The 15,413-nt window shown below is 63.4% G+C and carries 13 protein-coding genes; 4 read left to right on the top strand and 9 right to left on the bottom strand.

The window, feature by feature from the left end; translation table 11 throughout:
- Positions 1-34: 34 nt before the first annotated feature.
- Positions 35-856, bottom strand: a complete 822-nt coding sequence (locus tag FJ527_RS07245; protein ID WP_140822441.1) for an ABC transporter permease — start codon at positions 854-856, stop codon at positions 35-37.
- Positions 853-1,770 carry an ABC transporter permease gene (locus FJ527_RS07240; RefSeq protein WP_140712737.1) on the bottom strand — a complete coding sequence of 306 codons (918 nt, stop codon included), beginning with the start codon at positions 1,768-1,770 and terminating at the stop codon, positions 853-855. The genes FJ527_RS07245 and FJ527_RS07240 overlap by 4 nt, the downstream gene beginning before the upstream one ends.
- Before the next feature lie 268 nt (positions 1,771-2,038).
- On the opposite strand from FJ527_RS07240, the gene FJ527_RS07235 reads away from it, so the two are divergent.
- The gene (locus tag FJ527_RS07235; RefSeq protein ID WP_140712739.1) at positions 2,039-3,457 is read left to right on the top strand and encodes an aminotransferase; all 1,419 of its coding nucleotides are present in this window, start codon (positions 2,039-2,041) and stop codon (positions 3,455-3,457) included.
- 113 nt (positions 3,458-3,570) lie between these two features.
- Here FJ527_RS07235 and FJ527_RS07230 read toward each other — a convergent pair whose 3' ends face one another.
- Positions 3,571-4,773, bottom strand: a complete 1,203-nt coding sequence (locus FJ527_RS07230) for an aromatic ring-hydroxylating dioxygenase subunit alpha (RefSeq protein ID WP_140712741.1) — start codon at positions 4,771-4,773, stop codon at positions 3,571-3,573.
- Positions 4,774-5,186: 413 nt separating this feature from the next.
- On the opposite strand from FJ527_RS07230, the gene FJ527_RS07225 reads away from it, so the two are divergent.
- Complete coding sequence (locus tag FJ527_RS07225) at positions 5,187-5,594, top strand: hypothetical protein (RefSeq protein WP_140712743.1); 408 nt, start codon at positions 5,187-5,189, stop codon at positions 5,592-5,594.
- 129 nt (positions 5,595-5,723) lie between these two features.
- Here the strand turns inward: FJ527_RS07225 and FJ527_RS07220 are convergent, their stop codons facing one another.
- Together FJ527_RS07220 and FJ527_RS07215 are read right to left on the bottom strand one after the other, a co-directional pair.
- Positions 5,724-7,811: a PAS domain S-box protein gene (locus tag FJ527_RS07220; RefSeq protein WP_181166300.1), complete on the bottom strand. Its 2,088-nt coding sequence runs from the start codon at positions 7,809-7,811 to the stop codon at positions 5,724-5,726.
- Between the two features lie 76 nt (positions 7,812-7,887).
- Positions 7,888-8,661 (bottom strand): response regulator transcription factor, encoded by a 774-nt coding sequence (locus tag FJ527_RS07215; RefSeq protein WP_181166299.1) that lies wholly within the window; start codon positions 8,659-8,661, stop codon positions 7,888-7,890.
- A gap of 45 nt (positions 8,662-8,706) precedes the next feature.
- Between FJ527_RS07215 and FJ527_RS07210 the strand changes: the two genes are divergently transcribed.
- A complete protein-coding gene (locus FJ527_RS07210) occupies positions 8,707-9,408 on the top strand; it encodes a response regulator transcription factor (protein ID WP_015315428.1) in 702 nt (233 codons plus the stop codon).
- 73 nt (positions 9,409-9,481) lie between these two features.
- On the opposite strand, the gene FJ527_RS07205 is transcribed toward FJ527_RS07210, so the two are convergent.
- Positions 9,482-9,649 (bottom strand): hypothetical protein, encoded by a 168-nt coding sequence (locus FJ527_RS07205; RefSeq protein WP_015315429.1) that lies wholly within the window; start codon positions 9,647-9,649, stop codon positions 9,482-9,484.
- Positions 9,650-9,906: 257 nt separating this feature from the next.
- Entirely contained in the window at positions 9,907-10,185 is a 279-nt protein-coding gene (locus FJ527_RS29565; protein WP_246673719.1) for a hypothetical protein, read from the bottom strand.
- A 175-nt stretch (positions 10,186-10,360) separates the two neighbouring features.
- On the opposite strand from FJ527_RS29565, the gene FJ527_RS07195 reads away from it, so the two are divergent.
- Positions 10,361-10,816: a L,D-transpeptidase gene (locus FJ527_RS07195; protein ID WP_140712745.1), complete on the top strand. Its 456-nt coding sequence runs from the start codon at positions 10,361-10,363 to the stop codon at positions 10,814-10,816.
- A gap of 104 nt (positions 10,817-10,920) precedes the next feature.
- Here FJ527_RS07195 and FJ527_RS07190 read toward each other — a convergent pair whose 3' ends face one another.
- Together FJ527_RS07190 and FJ527_RS07185 are read right to left on the bottom strand one after the other, a co-directional pair.
- Positions 10,921-14,004 carry an efflux RND transporter permease subunit gene (locus FJ527_RS07190; protein WP_140712747.1) on the bottom strand — a complete coding sequence of 1,028 codons (3,084 nt, stop codon included), beginning with the start codon at positions 14,002-14,004 and terminating at the stop codon, positions 10,921-10,923.
- The gene (locus FJ527_RS07185) at positions 14,001-15,365 is read right to left on the bottom strand and encodes an efflux RND transporter periplasmic adaptor subunit (RefSeq protein WP_140712749.1); all 1,365 of its coding nucleotides are present in this window, start codon (positions 15,363-15,365) and stop codon (positions 14,001-14,003) included. The genes FJ527_RS07190 and FJ527_RS07185 overlap by 4 nt, the downstream gene beginning before the upstream one ends.
- Positions 15,366-15,413 lie beyond the last annotated feature (48 nt).

Below are 15,413 nucleotides of genomic sequence, written 5' to 3'. Positions count from 1 at the left end.
CCTGTCCGCGTGAGGGCGCTCGATCCGCGGCTGCTCAAGCATAGAGGCCTCCCTCGTTCTGGGTGCGTCTGGCCGCGCGGCGACGCAGGACTTCAGCAATTGTCATCAACAGGAAAGAGGCAACCAAAAGCAGCGTGCCCAGCGCCAGCACGCCGGGCAGTTTCGAGGCGAAACGCAACTGGCCCCAGATGTAGATCGGCAGCGTCGCCTCGGTGCCGGTGAGGAAGAAGGCGATGATGAATTCGTCCAGCGAGATGGTGAAGCAGACCAGCAGGCTGGAAATGATCGCCGGCGCCACCATCGGCAGCGTCACGCGCCGGAAAGTGCCGAAGGCGCTTTCGCCGAGATCGGCGGAGGCTTCCTCGAGGCTGCGGTCGAAACCCTCGAAGCCGGAAGTCAGCACCGTCATCGAATAGGGAATGCAGACCAGGACGTGGCCGAGCACGACGGTGAACAGCGAAAGACTGAGGCCCAACTGCAGCATCACCAGCAGCATCGAGATGGCGACGATCACTTCGGGCAGCACAAGCGGGGCCATGATCAGACCGTTGATGGCGCGGCGGCCGGGATAGCGGTAGCGGGTGATCGAGCGGGCGGCGAGGATGCCGAGTACGGTGGAGAGGATGGCCGCCGAGACGCCGACGATCAGGCTGTTCCAGGCGGCATCGAGCAGCGCCGGCGTGCGCGGCAGGTCTTCGTACCATTGCAGGGTGAAGCCGGTCAGCGGGAATTTCGGCGTCGCCGCCGTGTTGACCGAGAAGATCGGCAGGAAGATGACGGGCAGATAGAGGAAGACGATATAGAGGAACGCATAGGCCGACAGCCAGCCGCCCGGCAGGAAGCGCCGCGCCTTCATCGCGCCATCCTTTGCAAGCCGCGGATGATCAGCACCGTGCCGCCGGCCATCAGAGAGACGATCAGCATGGTGGTGACGGAAAGTGCGGCACCGAGCGGCCAGTTGGCGGCTTTGCCGAACTGCGCTTGGATGGCATTGGCGATCATGACGCCATCCTTGCCGCCGACGAGCTTTGGCGTGACATAGTCGCCGACAGTCGGGATCATGACGATCAGCGCCGCGGAAATGATGCCTGGCGCCGACAGCGGCAAGGTCACGCGCAGGAACGACCGGAAGGGTCCATCGCCAAGGTCGGTGGCCGCTTCGACCAGCGTGCGGTCGACCTTCTCCAGGGACACGAAAATCGGCAGGATGGCGAAGGCCGCCCAGGCATGGGTGAGCGTGATGATGACGGCGCTCGAATTGTAGAGCAGGGCGGTCGACGGTTCGTCGATGATGCCCAGACCCATCAGGCCGGAATTCAAGACGCCGTTATAGCCCAGGATGACCTTCCACGACATCACGCGCAAGAGATAGCTGGTCCAGAACGGGATGGTTATGAGGAACAGCCACAGGCTCTTGTGACGGCCGCCATGGAAGGAAATGAAATAGGCGATCGGGTAGGCGAGGACGACGGTGAACAGGCTGACCGTCAGCGAGATGTAGAGCGAGCGCCACAACAGATCGCGGTAGATCGGCTCGGTCAGTGCGACGCGATAGTTTTCCAGCGTGAAGGTGCGGTCGATGGTCAGGTAGTGCTGCGTCCAGAAGGAATGGGCGATGACCACCAGGATCGGCAGGACCAGAAGGATGAGAGCGTAGAGAAAGGTCGGGCTGATCAGGGCAAAGCCTTGTACAGGCTCGGATTGCAGAAGGGCATTTCGTCTGGCCCGCGTCAGGCCCAACGGGGGCGACCCTTCCGCAGCCACCGTCATTGCCAGACTCCGGGGGGACGGGCTCCGGGTGTGATCTCGATTGCTGGCCTGGACTGTCCCGCCATACGGCATCCCATTGGGCTGGCGCCGGCTATTGTTCCCCTTGCCGGCTTTCTTTCATCATGCGCGCATCCGCGGATTGAAATCAAGCGCTAATTCTGCAATATTGATTGAACGGACATTCAAAATCATGCGAGCGGGGCGGCGATTTCGGCCGTGGCGAACCGGATTGATGCCCGGAAAATTCGGGGATGATGTGGAGGCGATAATGGCGGCTGTGAGGGATCTGAAGGCACGCGAAACGGCTGGTTCTGGCGGCGACGATGCGGTCGAGCTGGCCAGGCGTCATCTCATCCAGCCCTGGCCCTACGCCGGCTCCGTCGGTTCGGAGGCGCGCGCGCTGATCGGCGAGGGCGATGGCATCTACATTACCGACAGCACCGGCAAGCGGCTGATCGACGGCCCGGCCGGCATGTGGTGCGTCAATGTCGGGCATCGTCGCGAGGAACTCGCCAAGGTGATGTACGACCAGGCGATGGCGCTGTCCTACAACACGCCCTGGTACACGATGAACGCGCCGTCGGCGGAGCTTGCCAAGCGCATCGCCGGCCATGCCCCAGGCGACCTCAGCCACGTCTTCTACACCACGGGCGGTTCCTCGGCGGTCGAGACGGCGCTGCGCTTCATGCAGTTTTACAACAATGTGCGCGGCCGGCCGGAAAAGAAGCTGATCCTAAGCCGTGGCGGCGCCTATCATGGCTCAACCTATCTCTCGGCCTCGCTCAACGGCCGCCCGCGCGACCGCGACTGGATGGATGGCGCCGACGATCTGGTGGTCAAGCTCGCCTCCCCCGACCCGTTCCGCCGGCCGAAAGGCATGAGCATCGCCGCTTTCACCGATTTCCTTGTCGACCAGTTCCGCGATACGGTCGCGCGTGTCGGTGCCGACAGAATAGGCGCGTTCGTCGGCGAACCCATACAGGCGTCCGGTGGCGTCATCATTCCGCCGGACGGCTACCTCAGGCGCATCCGCGAGATCTGCCGCGCCAAGGATATTCTTTATATCTCCGACGAGGTGGTGACGGGCTTCGGACGTCTGGGCCATGTCTTTGCCTCGGGCGACGTGTTCGGCATCGACCCCGACATGATCACTTTCGCAAAGGGCGTCACCTCGGGTTATTTCCCGCTTGGCGGCGTCATCATCTCGGAGCGGTTGCTGGAGGAATTACGCCGTTCCAACCATCCCGACGCGATGTTCGGCCATGGCCTGACCTACACCAGCCATCCGGTCGGCTGTGCCGTGGCCTTGAAGAATCTCGACCTGCTGGAAGAGAGCGTGCTTGCTCACACGCAGGCGGTCGCGCCCTATTTCCAGGCGCAATTGAAGACGCTGGAAGAGCTGCCGCTGGTCGGCGAAGTGCGCGGCGTCGGGCTGATGGGCTGTGTCGAATGCGTCGCCGATCGCGAAAGCAAGGATCCGCTGCAGCTCGACAAGGATGTCGGCAAACGCATCGACGCCCACTGCCACGAGCTTGGCCTGCTGGTGCGGCCGCTGATCAACATGTGCGTTATGTCGCCGCCGCTCGTCATTACGCGCGAGCAGATCGACGACATGGTCGGCATCCTGCGCGAGGGTATTTCACGCACGATGGAAGATCTCAGGAAAGAGGGTGTGTGGCAGGGGTGAGTTTCTTCCTTCTCCCCGTTTTTACGGGGAGAAGGTGCTCGAAGGCGGATGAGGAGCAGCGCTGATGGGGAGAGGGGCGCTGTCATCGGCGGCTTCGCCAATCAGCAGGGTTGTTACGCCCGGCTCCGCAGCGCGTCGTTCAAATTCCACATGTCCTTTTCTTCCGGCGCTGTTTCCAGGCCGAGCACCGGAACCTGCTTGCGCAGGTGGTCGTGGTGGGTGCGCACGCCATATTCGAGGTCGGAGAGATAAAAGCCATCGAAAGCCTCGGACAGCATGGATTCGTTCGACCAGACCGAGAGCTGCACATCTTCCGACATGGTGTCGCGATCGATGCGGAAGGAGAGGTAGCGGGCGGCGGCCTGCTCTCGGCTCTCGTCGCGGTAGCGATAGATGGCGCCGCGCAGCAGCGTCTCACCCGTCGACAGCGGGAACTCCTGATAGAACTGCACTGATTCCGGCATCACCGACAGAACGGCGTTGGGGAAGATGCCGTAATAGACCCAGGCCTTCCTGAGATGGTCAGGCAGATGCGTCGGCTCCGGCGCGATCTTGACGTAGTTCTTCACGCTCCAGCGGCGGCCGGCATGCGGGTTGTAGGTGGCGAAGGAGCGCGACACGCCATTGACGAAGGGCTCGTCGAAATAGGTGGCGCCGTAGAGATCCTGCAAGGCCGGATGCGCCATGGCGACATGATAGCCTTCATTGTCGACGTCGCGCACCGACTTCCAGTTGACCGGCGTCTTCTGGGTCCAGATGCCCCAGGAAGGCACCATGTCGGCGGCCTTGTAATGCGCGAATTCGGGTTCGATCGGCCTCAGCAGCTCGGCGACGGAGGGTTGTGGCCCGCCATTGCGGAAGCGGATGAAGATGAAGCCCATCCAGATTTCGAGGTCGAGCGGCATCAGGCCGAACTCGGTCTTGTCGAGGTCGGGGAAGGAGCGCGGGCGGGCGGCACCGCGCAGCGTGCCGTCGAGATTGTAGACCCAGCCGTGGAACGGACAGACCAGCGCGTTCTTGCAATTGCCCTGGCTGTCGGCCACGACGCGGCTGCCGCGGTGGCGGCACATGTTGTTGAAACCGCGCACCACGCCGTCCTTGCCGCGCACGATCAGGGCGCGTTCGCCAATGACATCCATGGTGAGGTAGTCGCCGGCGTCCGGGATGTCGCAGACATGCCCGACGATCTGCCAATGATTGCGGAACACATGCTCTTTCTCCAGTTCGAGAAGGGCGTCGGAATGGTAGCTCCAGCCCGGCAGTCCCCGCCGGTCCCAATCGTTCGGGATTGCCACGTCACGGAGGTGCGGGTTCATAAAACGTCTCTTCTTTTATTGAATATGCATTCAATATAATCATATTTTGCATTGAAATGCAATGGCTTGTGGAAATGTGACTGTTCCGCAGCGAAAATGTCGGCGCTGGTTCCATGGGAATCCCGCGCCGTTGCGGGCTTCGAAAACCCCGGAAAATCCGGATCTTAGCCAGAGTTCCGTAACTGCCCCCGATCGCTGGCTCGCGCCGCCAATCGTTCACGCGGCTACCGGTCGTGCACGTCTTGCAACCGCCACCCCCCGGGCCAAAACAGCCAATGACCGACCCTGCCCGGTTTTGCCCGTATCGATGTTTCAATCCGGTTACATTGCCAAGCTCTCGTCACCTTTGCACCGTTACAAGGCGCGATTAAATTCGTTTAATCGCAAAAAGAAAATCAACGAAGGGGATGATGATGCATGCGAAAGTCCAGATCACCAGCGGCAACCGCTTTCAAGCTCCAGAGCGCGCTGGCCGCCGCCCGAAGCTGGCCCTTCGCCAGCGCGCCAGCGACCACCCGATGGGAATGTTCATGGCGCTGGCTGCTTGCGCCTTCGCCGGCATGGCGTTCACGCCGACGGTCGGCCCAGCCTTCGCTTCGTTGAACCCGCCCGCCAACGTCATCGAAGGCGCGCCGACCACGACCACGACCGCCCGCCTGCCTATGCCGACAATCGATTTCGCCTGCAGGGGGCAGGCCTGGGGCGCCGAGAGCGTGGATTGCCTGCGCGCCATTGCCGAGGAGTCCGGAACGCACAAGACCCGCGCGATCCGCATGATCGCCAACGCCGCGCCGCTGACCAGCACGCCCAACATCTTCTGATTTCTGCCTCTGCGTTTCTGCCGGGGCATGATCCCGAAACCGGTTCCCGTTTGGGGATCATGCCCTACCTCCCCGAGCGCTTCTCGCGCTCGCTTCGGCTCCCGCCGCGATGTCGGCCGGGAGCCTTTTTTATGCTTTCAACGCGGCCTGCTCGGCGATGGTCGAAAGCACACTGCGTACATCCAGCGTGCTGAACGGTTTTTCGAGGATCTGTGGCCGCTGCTGCGACGGCAAGGCTTCGACTTCCGCCTTCGCGCCGATCAGGTCGCCGGTGACGAGCACGAAACGCCGCGCCAGGTCGGGCCGTTCGGCGAGCAGTTCGCGGTAGATCGAAATGCCTGATATGCCGGGCATGCGCAGATCCGAAAAGACGATATCGGGGGGCATGTGGCCACCCAAGGTGGCGGCGCCCGATTCCCAGAGCGGCGCGATCCGCGACTTGATGCCCATCAGTTCGAGAATATCGGACAGGGAACCGGCGACGTCAGGCTCGTCATCGATGATCAGCGCATGGCGCAGGCCGCTCGATCGTGGCTGGCTTTCGCCGCCGGCGGCGATGCCCGCAGAGATCGCCGGCAACTGGACGACGAAACGCGCGCCTCTCGGCAACACCTCCTCGAACCAGACATTGCCGTTGTGCCGTTCGATGATCGATTTCGAGATCGACAGGCCAATGCCGGTGCCGACGCCGACCGGCTTGGTGGTGAAATAGGATTCGAAAATGCGCGAACGGATGGCTTCGGGAATGCCGGGCCCGTTGTCCTCGACCGAGAAACCGGGATTGCCCCGATCGCTGCGGAAGCTCCGCACCTTGATCAGGCGGTCGCCGGCGACGCCGGCTAGGGCATGCTGGCTGTTGATGAGGAAATTGGCCGCCACCTGTGTCACGTGGTCGGCATCGGCCATGGCGAGCAGCGGACCTGGCGCGAAATCGGTATCGATGACGATGCCGCTCGAGCGCGCGCCGTAGGCGGTCACTTCGAGAGCGGCGCGGATCACCTGGTTGAGATCGGTCTCGGCCTGTGCCGCCGGATGGAGGCGGACCATCGACAGGAAGCTTTTGACGATGCGCCCGCAGCGCTCGGCGGCGGCACGAACCTTTTCGGCCCGGACCTTGGTCTGCGGATCCGAGGCGAATTCATGCAGCAGCGTCGACTGGGCCACGACGACGGCCAGCGGATTGTTGAGTTCGTGCGAGACGCCGGCAAGCAGCGAGCCCATCGCCGCCATCTTCTCGTTCTGGTGCAACTTCTCGCGCTGCCGGTTGATCTCTTCCTCGGCGCGCAGCCTGTCGCGCAGGTCGCGGATCGAGCCAAAGATTAGGCGGCGGTCGGCGACCCGCATCTCGGTCGCCGTCAGTTCGATCGGAAACACCTCGCCGGCGGCATTCTGCGTCACGGTCTCGAGCCGCTGGCCGACCATCGGGGCGCCGCGGCCGGACATGTAGTCGGCCCCCGAGGCATAGCCCTTGCGGTAATATTCAGGAACGACCGTGTCGAGCAGGTCCTTGCCGAGGATATCGCTGCGCAGGAAGCCGAACATCTTCTCGGCGGCCGGATTGAATTCGATGATCGACCCGGCCTCGTCGATGACGATAATGGCGTCGAGCGAGGCCTGCAGCATGGTGCGGCGGATCACTTCGCTGGCATGGGCGTCCGAGGGCGAGTGTTCGATAGCGTCGCCGATGGCGAGGGCGACGATGTGCAGCGTCGCCTCCTCCTCGTCGGTCCATTCCCGCTCTTCGACGCAGTCATTGACGGCCAGCGTGCCCCACAGATGGCCGTGCGCGAAGACCGAGACCGACAGGAACGACTTGATGTTCTGCTTCTCGAAATCGGCCCTCAGGAATCCTTCGAGATCGCGCGTATGGCCAGCGAAAATCTTGCCCTGCCGCTCATCCTCGGCCAGCCGCTCAAGCAGCGGATCCGAATTGACGATCGACTGCATGATGACGGTCGGTGAGGCCAGTTCGCCGCCGAAGTCAGGATCGATCCAGTAGGCAGCGACCGACTGGGCGAAACCCTGGCCGGGCAATTCGCGCAGGCGGAACAGGATGCCGCGCTGGCACTCCATGGCGTGGCACAGCGTCTCCAGTATGCCGTCCATTTCGCGCTGCCAGTCGCCGGCCTCGCGCAGCCGGCGCACGACACGCACGGCGGCCATCGCCGCGCCCTGCCTGAAACCCTGCATGTCCGTGCTTGCCGTGTCGCCCATCATTGTCAGCCATTAGTCCAGAGTCACGCCAATCGATCGGCTGGCAACGGCTGCGGAGCGGACTTCCTCGGTCTGACGCTCAGCTGCCGTCGCCGGCCGGCAGCGAGAAAATATAGCCTTCGCCACGCACCGTGCGCAGGAATTTCGGGTTGGCCGGGTCCGTCTCGATCTTCTTGCGCAGGCGCATGATGCGGATATCGACGGCGCGCGACGATTCCGGATCCTCGGTGAAGCCGATCGCCTCGGAGATCGCGGCCCTGGTCAGCAGCCGGTTGGCGCGGGTCAGGAAAACCTCCAGCACGTCGAATTCGCTCTTGGCCATGTCGATCACCGTGCCGTTGGCGCCGGTGACCATCCTGCCGTCGAGATCGGCCTGGAAGGGGCCGAAAGCGACGGAGCGGCGATCCGTGCTGGCCTTCCTGTCCTGCGGCTCCGTCGGCTGGGGAACACGGCGCAGCACGCTGCGCACCCTGGCCAGCACCTCGCGCAGTTCATACGGCTTGACGATATAGTCGTCGGCGCCGAGTTCCAGTCCGACGATGCGGTCGAGCGCGGTGCCGGCAGCGGTCGCATAGATGATGCCGATCGGCATTTTCGAGCGCAGCCAGCGGCCGAGCGACAAGCCATCCTCGCCCGGCATGGCGATGTCGAGGATAGCCAGATGGAAGGACTGCGTCTCGATCAGGCCGCGCGCGGCGGCCGCGGTTTCAGCGGTCGAAACATCATAGCCGGCGGCGCCGAGATATTCGGCGACCGCGTCCCTGAGGTCGGGCTCATCCTCGACGATGACAATTCTTGCCCGCACGATGCTCTCGCTCCCACTTTCAGTGGAAAGTAGATTGGGTATAAACATGATGTCCAGCACTCATATCCGGTTGCCAGGGAACGGTTGGAAAACATGGCCGCACGAGCCGTCATCGCGCTTGTTTCCGTCGCCGAGGTCGTCGCGAGCGAGCTTGCCGACCATCTCGAGCGGCGGGGCCACGACGTGCGCCGGGCGCGGCAGCCCTGGGAGGCGGAATCGCTGCTGTCGGGCGGCGGCATCGACGTTGTCGTTGTCGGGGACAGTCTCAGCCAGGCGGAAGGGCGGGATCTGCTCAGGCGTTTTGGCGGCCAAGCTGGGGGTGGGGAGCATGGACCGGATTTCATCCTGATATGCCGGCCGGCCGATCTCCTCGACAAGGTGTTGGCGCTCGAGCTCGGCGCCGCCGACGTCGTCGAAAGTCCGCTCAATGTCAGGGAACTCGCCGCGCGTGTCGGTGGCCTGCTTTCGCGGCGCGGCAGGGGTACCCAGGAGCTGATCGTGCTGGAGAACGCAACCGTCGACCTGAGATCGGCGATGGTCATGCATCGCTCCGGTACGCAGGAGCAGCTCTCGCCCGGCCAGGTGGCGCTCCTCAGGCTGTTCCTGGCGAGCCCGCGCAAGGTACTGACGCGGGACGACATTATCGCAGCCGCGCCGGCCGAGAATGCCGACGCCTTCGATCGCTCGATCGACTCGCGCATCGTGCGACTGCGCCGCAAGCTCGACACCGAGACCATCACCACCATACGCGGCGCCGGCTACAGGTTCGATCCGCCACGGCAATTCGCCGACTGACGGCTGTGTTTTCCTGCTGGTTCGCCGGATGAGCATCGGACTTTCCATTTTCCCGCGCCGATGCCCGCGAGGTTCAGCGCACTACCAGCAATGACGGGCCCGAGGCCATTTCGCCGCCGACGGCGAACTCGCTTGCGTGAGCGCGTTCCTTGAGCAGCACGCTGGCGAGTGCGGCAAAGCCGAGCAGGCCCTGCGCATAGAGCAGTGCGGAAAGCACGGAAGCCGCGAATTTTGTCTTCATGATCTGAATTCCCCAAAAAGATGACTGTGTAGCGGGTCGCTTCAGGAACTCCCGAAGTGCCCGCGCCGCCCACGGAGCCCCCCGTCGCGGCGCGGGCCTTCGGTCCTCTCGGCAGCAAGTTGCCGGAGGGGCCGCGCAATGCCAGCAGCCGAAGGCCAACCCGCCAGAGGGCCTTCAACTGGGCGATGCGCAGGCTGGAAACGATCCAGACCGTGGCGCAAACAGGGCGACGTGCAGGGTCGAAATGCCGCTCGAACTCATCGCCGCCAGCCGCGCACGGGGCCGCCGGCAATGGTGCCGCCGCCGACAGCCGCCGCCGTGATGCTGATCCTGAAGAGCCAGGAGCGTATGTTCGTTTTCGTTCCCTTGGTCGTTGCCGTCTGCTTTCGTTGCGTCAACTTTTGCATCCGGTCGGTATCCGGATCATGCCGCCCAAAACCGCACTTTGTTGCAGATTGGTTTCGGATTGAGACAAACTCTTTCATGTAGGAGACAACTCGAACTTTCGTTTCAGAGTGAATGCCTGACTCCTTCATCCTTGGCCCCGTGTCCGGAATGGAGCGCCATCAAACAGGGTGATTGTCCTGTTAATCAGCGGAAACAGATTCGAAACACAAACGAGCATTTAGCGAAGTCCTTTCGAAACATGCCGCTGGGATAAGCCGCGTCATCAAATTGGAGCCGGCCGGGCCGGCAGAGAGAGGGGACATCATGCACACCACCATTTCCGCAAAGTTGATCAACATCACCGCCGCCACGCTCATGGGCAGTGCACTTCTGTTCGGCGCCAACGCCGCCCATGCCGCCAACAGCATCGTTGCCCGCGTTTCGCTGTCGCAGCAGGTCATGGAAGTCTCGGTCGACGGCCGGCCGACTTTCGCCTGGAAGGTTTCCACTGGCGACAGGGCGCACGTGACGCCGACCGGCTCGTTCAAGCCGACGCGCATGCATGAGATGTGGTACTCGAAGAAATACGACAACGCGCCGATGCCACATTCGGTGTTTTTCAGCGGCGGCTACGCGGTCCACGCCACCTATGCCATCAAGCGCCTCGGCCAGCCCGCATCGCATGGCTGCGTACGGCTGCACCCGGACAACGCCGCCGATTTCTACCAGCTCGTCGAGACGTTCGGAGCGGCCAACACCAGCATCGTCATCGTCAAGTAGCAGGCAGGTTGCCGCATTCGGCCATTATGCCGGAGTTGCTGGAGCGATCGCCAAAAAAAGGCCGGAGAAATCCCGGCCTCTTTTTGTGTCTTGCGCCCCGTGCCTCAGCTCGGCAGCGCCGGCATCAGCTTGGGATCCGGCTTTTCCGCCAGATGCGGCAGGTCCTTGCTGGCGATGAAGGTATAGAACATCGGTACGACGAACAGTGTGAACATGGTGCCGACCAGGATGCCGGTGAAGATGACCAGGCCCATCGAATAGCGGGCCGCGGCACCGGCGCCGCTGGAAACGATCAGCGGCACCACGCCCAGCGCCATCGCCGCCGTCGTCATCAGGATCGGCCGCAGGCGCACCTTGGCCGAGGCGATGATGGCGTCACGCCGCCGCATGCCATGCAGTTCTCGCTGCTGGTTGGCGAATTCGACCAGCAGGATGCCGTGCTTGGTGATCAGGCCGATCAGCGTGATCAGTCCGACCTGGGTATAGATGTTGAGCGTGCCGAGGCCCAGATTGAGCGGCACGATCGCGCCGAAGATCGACAGTGGCACCGCCATCATGATGATCAGCGGATCGCGGAAGCTTTCGAACTGCGCCGCCAGCACCAGGTAGATGACGATGACGGCCGCGCCGAAAGCGATCAGGATCGTGTTGCCCTGTTCCTTCTCCTGCCGGGACTGGCCGGAATAATCGATGAAGAAAGTGTCGGGCAGGCTCTCCCTGGCGATGTCCTCGAGCACTTTCAAACCGTCGCCCGTGGTGACGCCGGGCAGCGGCAGCGCCGAGATCGTCGACGAATTCAGCTGGTTGAACTGCTCGATCGCCGCCGGCGACGCATTGTTCGAAATCGTCACCACGGCCGACAACGGCACCATCTCTCCCGTCACGCTGCGCACGAAGTATTCGCCGAGCTTTTCAGGGTTGTCGCGGAATTCCTGCGGCACCTGCGGGATGATGTCATAGGAGTTGGAGTCGCGGTCGAATTGCGCCACTTCGGCACCGCCGACCAGCAGCGTCAGCGTCCGGCCGATATCGGCGATCGGCAGGTTGAGGGCGGCGGCGCGGTCGCGATCGATGGTCACCGTCACCTGCGGTGCGTCATAGGCCATCGAATTCTGCACGACGATGAAGCGGCCCGAGGCCTGCGCCTTGTTCTTGATTTTCTCGGCTTCCTCGTAGACCTGAGCGGAATCGCCGGTCGAGCGCACCACCATGGAAATCGGCAAGCCGCCGCCAGAGCCCGGCAGAGTCGGCGGCGCGAAGACGAAGGCCTGGACACCCGCCACCTTGGCGATACGAGCCGTAATGTCGGCCTGCAGCTCCTTCGAATTGCGCTTCCGCTCCGCCCAATCCTTGAAGGCAAAACCGACGAAGGCGCTGTTGGTCGTACCACCGAAGGCGACGGCCGAGAATTGCGCCCGCGTTTCGGGAATGTCCTTCACCAGGCCCAGGATCTGATTGACGTACGTCTCGGTATAATCGGAGGTCGCATAGCGCGGCCCCGTCACCAGCGAGAGCAGGAAGCCCTGATCCTCTTCCGGCGCCAGTTCCGTCGAGGTCTTGGTGAACATGAAGCCGGTCACACCGACAAGCGCCAGCACGATGAGCAGCGTCAGCGGGCGATAGTTAAGAGATCCGGTGACGGCGCGCTCGTAGACATGCTCGACGCGCGCGAAGGTGCCGTCGACGATGCGCTGGAAACGGCCGGCATTGCCGGGCTTCAGGAGGCGCGCCGACATCATCGGCGTGATGGTGATAGCAATGATGCCAGACAGCACCACCGATCCGGCGAGCGTCACCGCGAATTCGCGGAACAGGGCGCCGGTCAGGCCGCCGGTGAAGGCCAGCGGCGCGAACACGGCGGCCAGCGTCATGGTCATGGCGACGATGGCCGACGCGATCTCGCGCATGCCGCTGAAGGCTGCCTGCATGGGCGGCATGTGATCCTCTTCCATGTGACGGTGGATATTTTCCACCACCACGATGGCGTCGTCGACCACAAGGCCGATCGCCAGCACCATGGCCAGCAGCGACAGAAGGTTGATCGAATAGCCTACCGCGAACAAAAGGAAGCAGACGCCGATCAGCGACAGCGGGATGGTGATGATCGGCATCAGCACCGAGCGGAACGAACCGAGGAAGAGGAGGATGACGACGACGACGATGGCGACCGCCTCGCCGATGGTCTTGAACACCTCGTCGATCGAGGCGCTGATCTGTCCGGTCGCGTCGTAGACGACTTCGATCGTCATGCCCTTCGGCAGCGTCTCCTGAATCTGCGGGACGAGCTTGGTGAGTGCCGCCGCCGTGGTCAGCGGATTGGCTGCCGGGGTCGGGAAGATGGCGAGGAAGGTGCCGGGCTTGCCGTTGAAGGAAACCCTGGTGTCGGTGTTCGCGGCGGCCAGTTCGACGCGGGCCACGTCGCGCAGGCGCACGACATTGCCGTCGGTCGAGCGCAATGGCAGCGCGGCGAAGGCTTCCGGTGTCTGCAGCGTCGAGCGCACGGTGATCGACGAGACGACATATTCGTTCTGGGTGTTGCCGGGCGCCGACAGGAAGTTGGAATTGTTGATCGCTGTCAGTACTTCGGCCGCCGTCACGCCGCGCGCGGCAAGCCTGACCGGGTCGATCCAGACGCGCATCGAGTATTCCTGGGCGCCGAAGATCTGCACGTCGGCGACGCCTTCGACCGTTGACATGCGGGGCCTGATGACGCGCTCGATATACTCGGTCAGCTGCTCCTTGGTCATGTTCGGATTCTGCATCGAGATGTACATCATCGCGAACTGCTGACCCGTACCCTTGACGATGACCGGGTCCTTGGAGGCGTCCGGCAAGGTGCCGCGCACGCCCTGGACCTTGGACAGCACTTCGGTCAACGCGACGTCTGGGTTGGAACCGAGCTTCATCTGCACCGTCACGGTGCTGGAGGAGGGACGGCTGGACGAGGTTACGTAGTCGATGTTCTCGGTCGAGGCGACGGCGCGCGCGATCGGGGCGGAAATGAAGCCCTGGATCAGGTCGGCGCTGGCGCCCGGATAGGCTGTCGTGATTGTGATCGCGGTCTCGTCGACCTTCGGATACTGCCGGATCGACAGGTTGAAGATGCCCTGGAAACCGAGCAGCAGGATCATGCAGGCAAGAACCGTCGAAAGGACGGGCCGGCGGATGAAGAGATCGGAAAAGCTCATTGCTGGTCGGCCTGCTTGTTCGCCGATTTGGTCGGGTCGATCGTGTTGTCGACGTTGACGGTCATGCCGTTGAAGAGGCGGTTCTGGCCCGCGGTGACGACCTCGTCGCCGGCCTTCAGCCCTTCGACGATCTCGACCATGCCTTGATTGCGGCGGCCGGGCTTGACGAAGACCTGTGACAGCACAAGCGCCGGTTTGTCGCCTTCCGCCGCCGGCTTGGCCGGATCGGCCGCCGCTGGCTTGGCGGCATCGGCAGCGGCCTTGTCCGCTGGCTTGGCTGCGTCAGCGGCCGGCTTCATGGCATCGGCGGCGGGTTTCATGGCGTCTGCCGGCTTGGCGTCTGCCGCCTTGGCATCCGCGGGCTTGTCGGTGGCCGCCGCCGGCTTTTCGTCCGGCTTGGCTGGCTGCGCCGGGGCTGCCCCGGCGGGCTTCGCCGGCTGCACCACGAATATGTAGTCGCCATAGAGGCTGGTGGTCAGTGCCGTCTGCGGCAGTGACAGCACGTTCTGCTCCTCGGGCAGTTCGACACGCACCTGCACGAACTGACCTGGGGTCAATTTGCCTTCGGGATTGGCAACTTCCGCCCGGATGTTCACCAGCCGGCTGGAGGGGTCGATCTTGGGGTCGATGCCGCGAATGGCGCCGGCAAAGGGCATGTCGTCGCTGCCGCCAAGGCCCAGGCGGACCGTCTGGCCAATCTTGAGCAGCGGCAGCTGCTGTTCGGGAACCGAGAAGTCGACCCGCATCGTGTCGAGGTCCTGCAGCGTCACCACCGCGGTGCCGGGTGCCAGATACTGGCCGAGGTCGATCCTCGGAATGCCGACCGTGCCGGCGAAAGGTGCGGTAAGCTGCTTCTGGTCGAGCACGGCCTGCAGCCTAGTGACCTGGGACGCCGAAGCGGACGCCGCCGCACGCGCCGTGTCCAGCGTCGAGTCGGAGCCGACGCCACGCCTTGTCAGTTCGACGGCGCGGGTCAGCGTGGTCTGATCGAGTGCCGCCTGCGCCTTCTGCGCATCGAGATCGGCGCGCTCGACGGCGTCGTCGAGTTGCAGCAGCACCGCGTTGGCCGCCACCTTCTGGTTGGCATGGAAGGGGATTTCCTTGACGATGCCGGCGGTCTCGACCGTCAGGTCGACACCGCGCACGGCCCGCACCGTACCGATGGCCTCGACGCCCGGTGTCCAGTTCGACGGCTTGGCGATGGTTGTCGACACGGTCGCCGCCGGCGGCTTCATGGTGGCGAAATACTGCTTGATGCCGTTGTCGCGCAGGAAGTTGAAACCGACGATCCCGCCGACCACGATGACGAGCACGGCAAGGACCACAATAACGATAAAGACACGGAGTATGCGCTTGAACAAGGAAGTCCCCTCAGTCGAAAATCCGGCGCGAAGCGCGGACATCGGGAC

Source organism: Mesorhizobium sp. B2-4-18, assembly GCF_006441385.1.
In the GTDB taxonomy this organism is placed as follows: domain Bacteria; phylum Pseudomonadota; class Alphaproteobacteria; order Rhizobiales; family Rhizobiaceae; genus Mesorhizobium; species Mesorhizobium australicum.
This window is presented reverse-complemented; position numbering and strand designations above follow the sequence as displayed.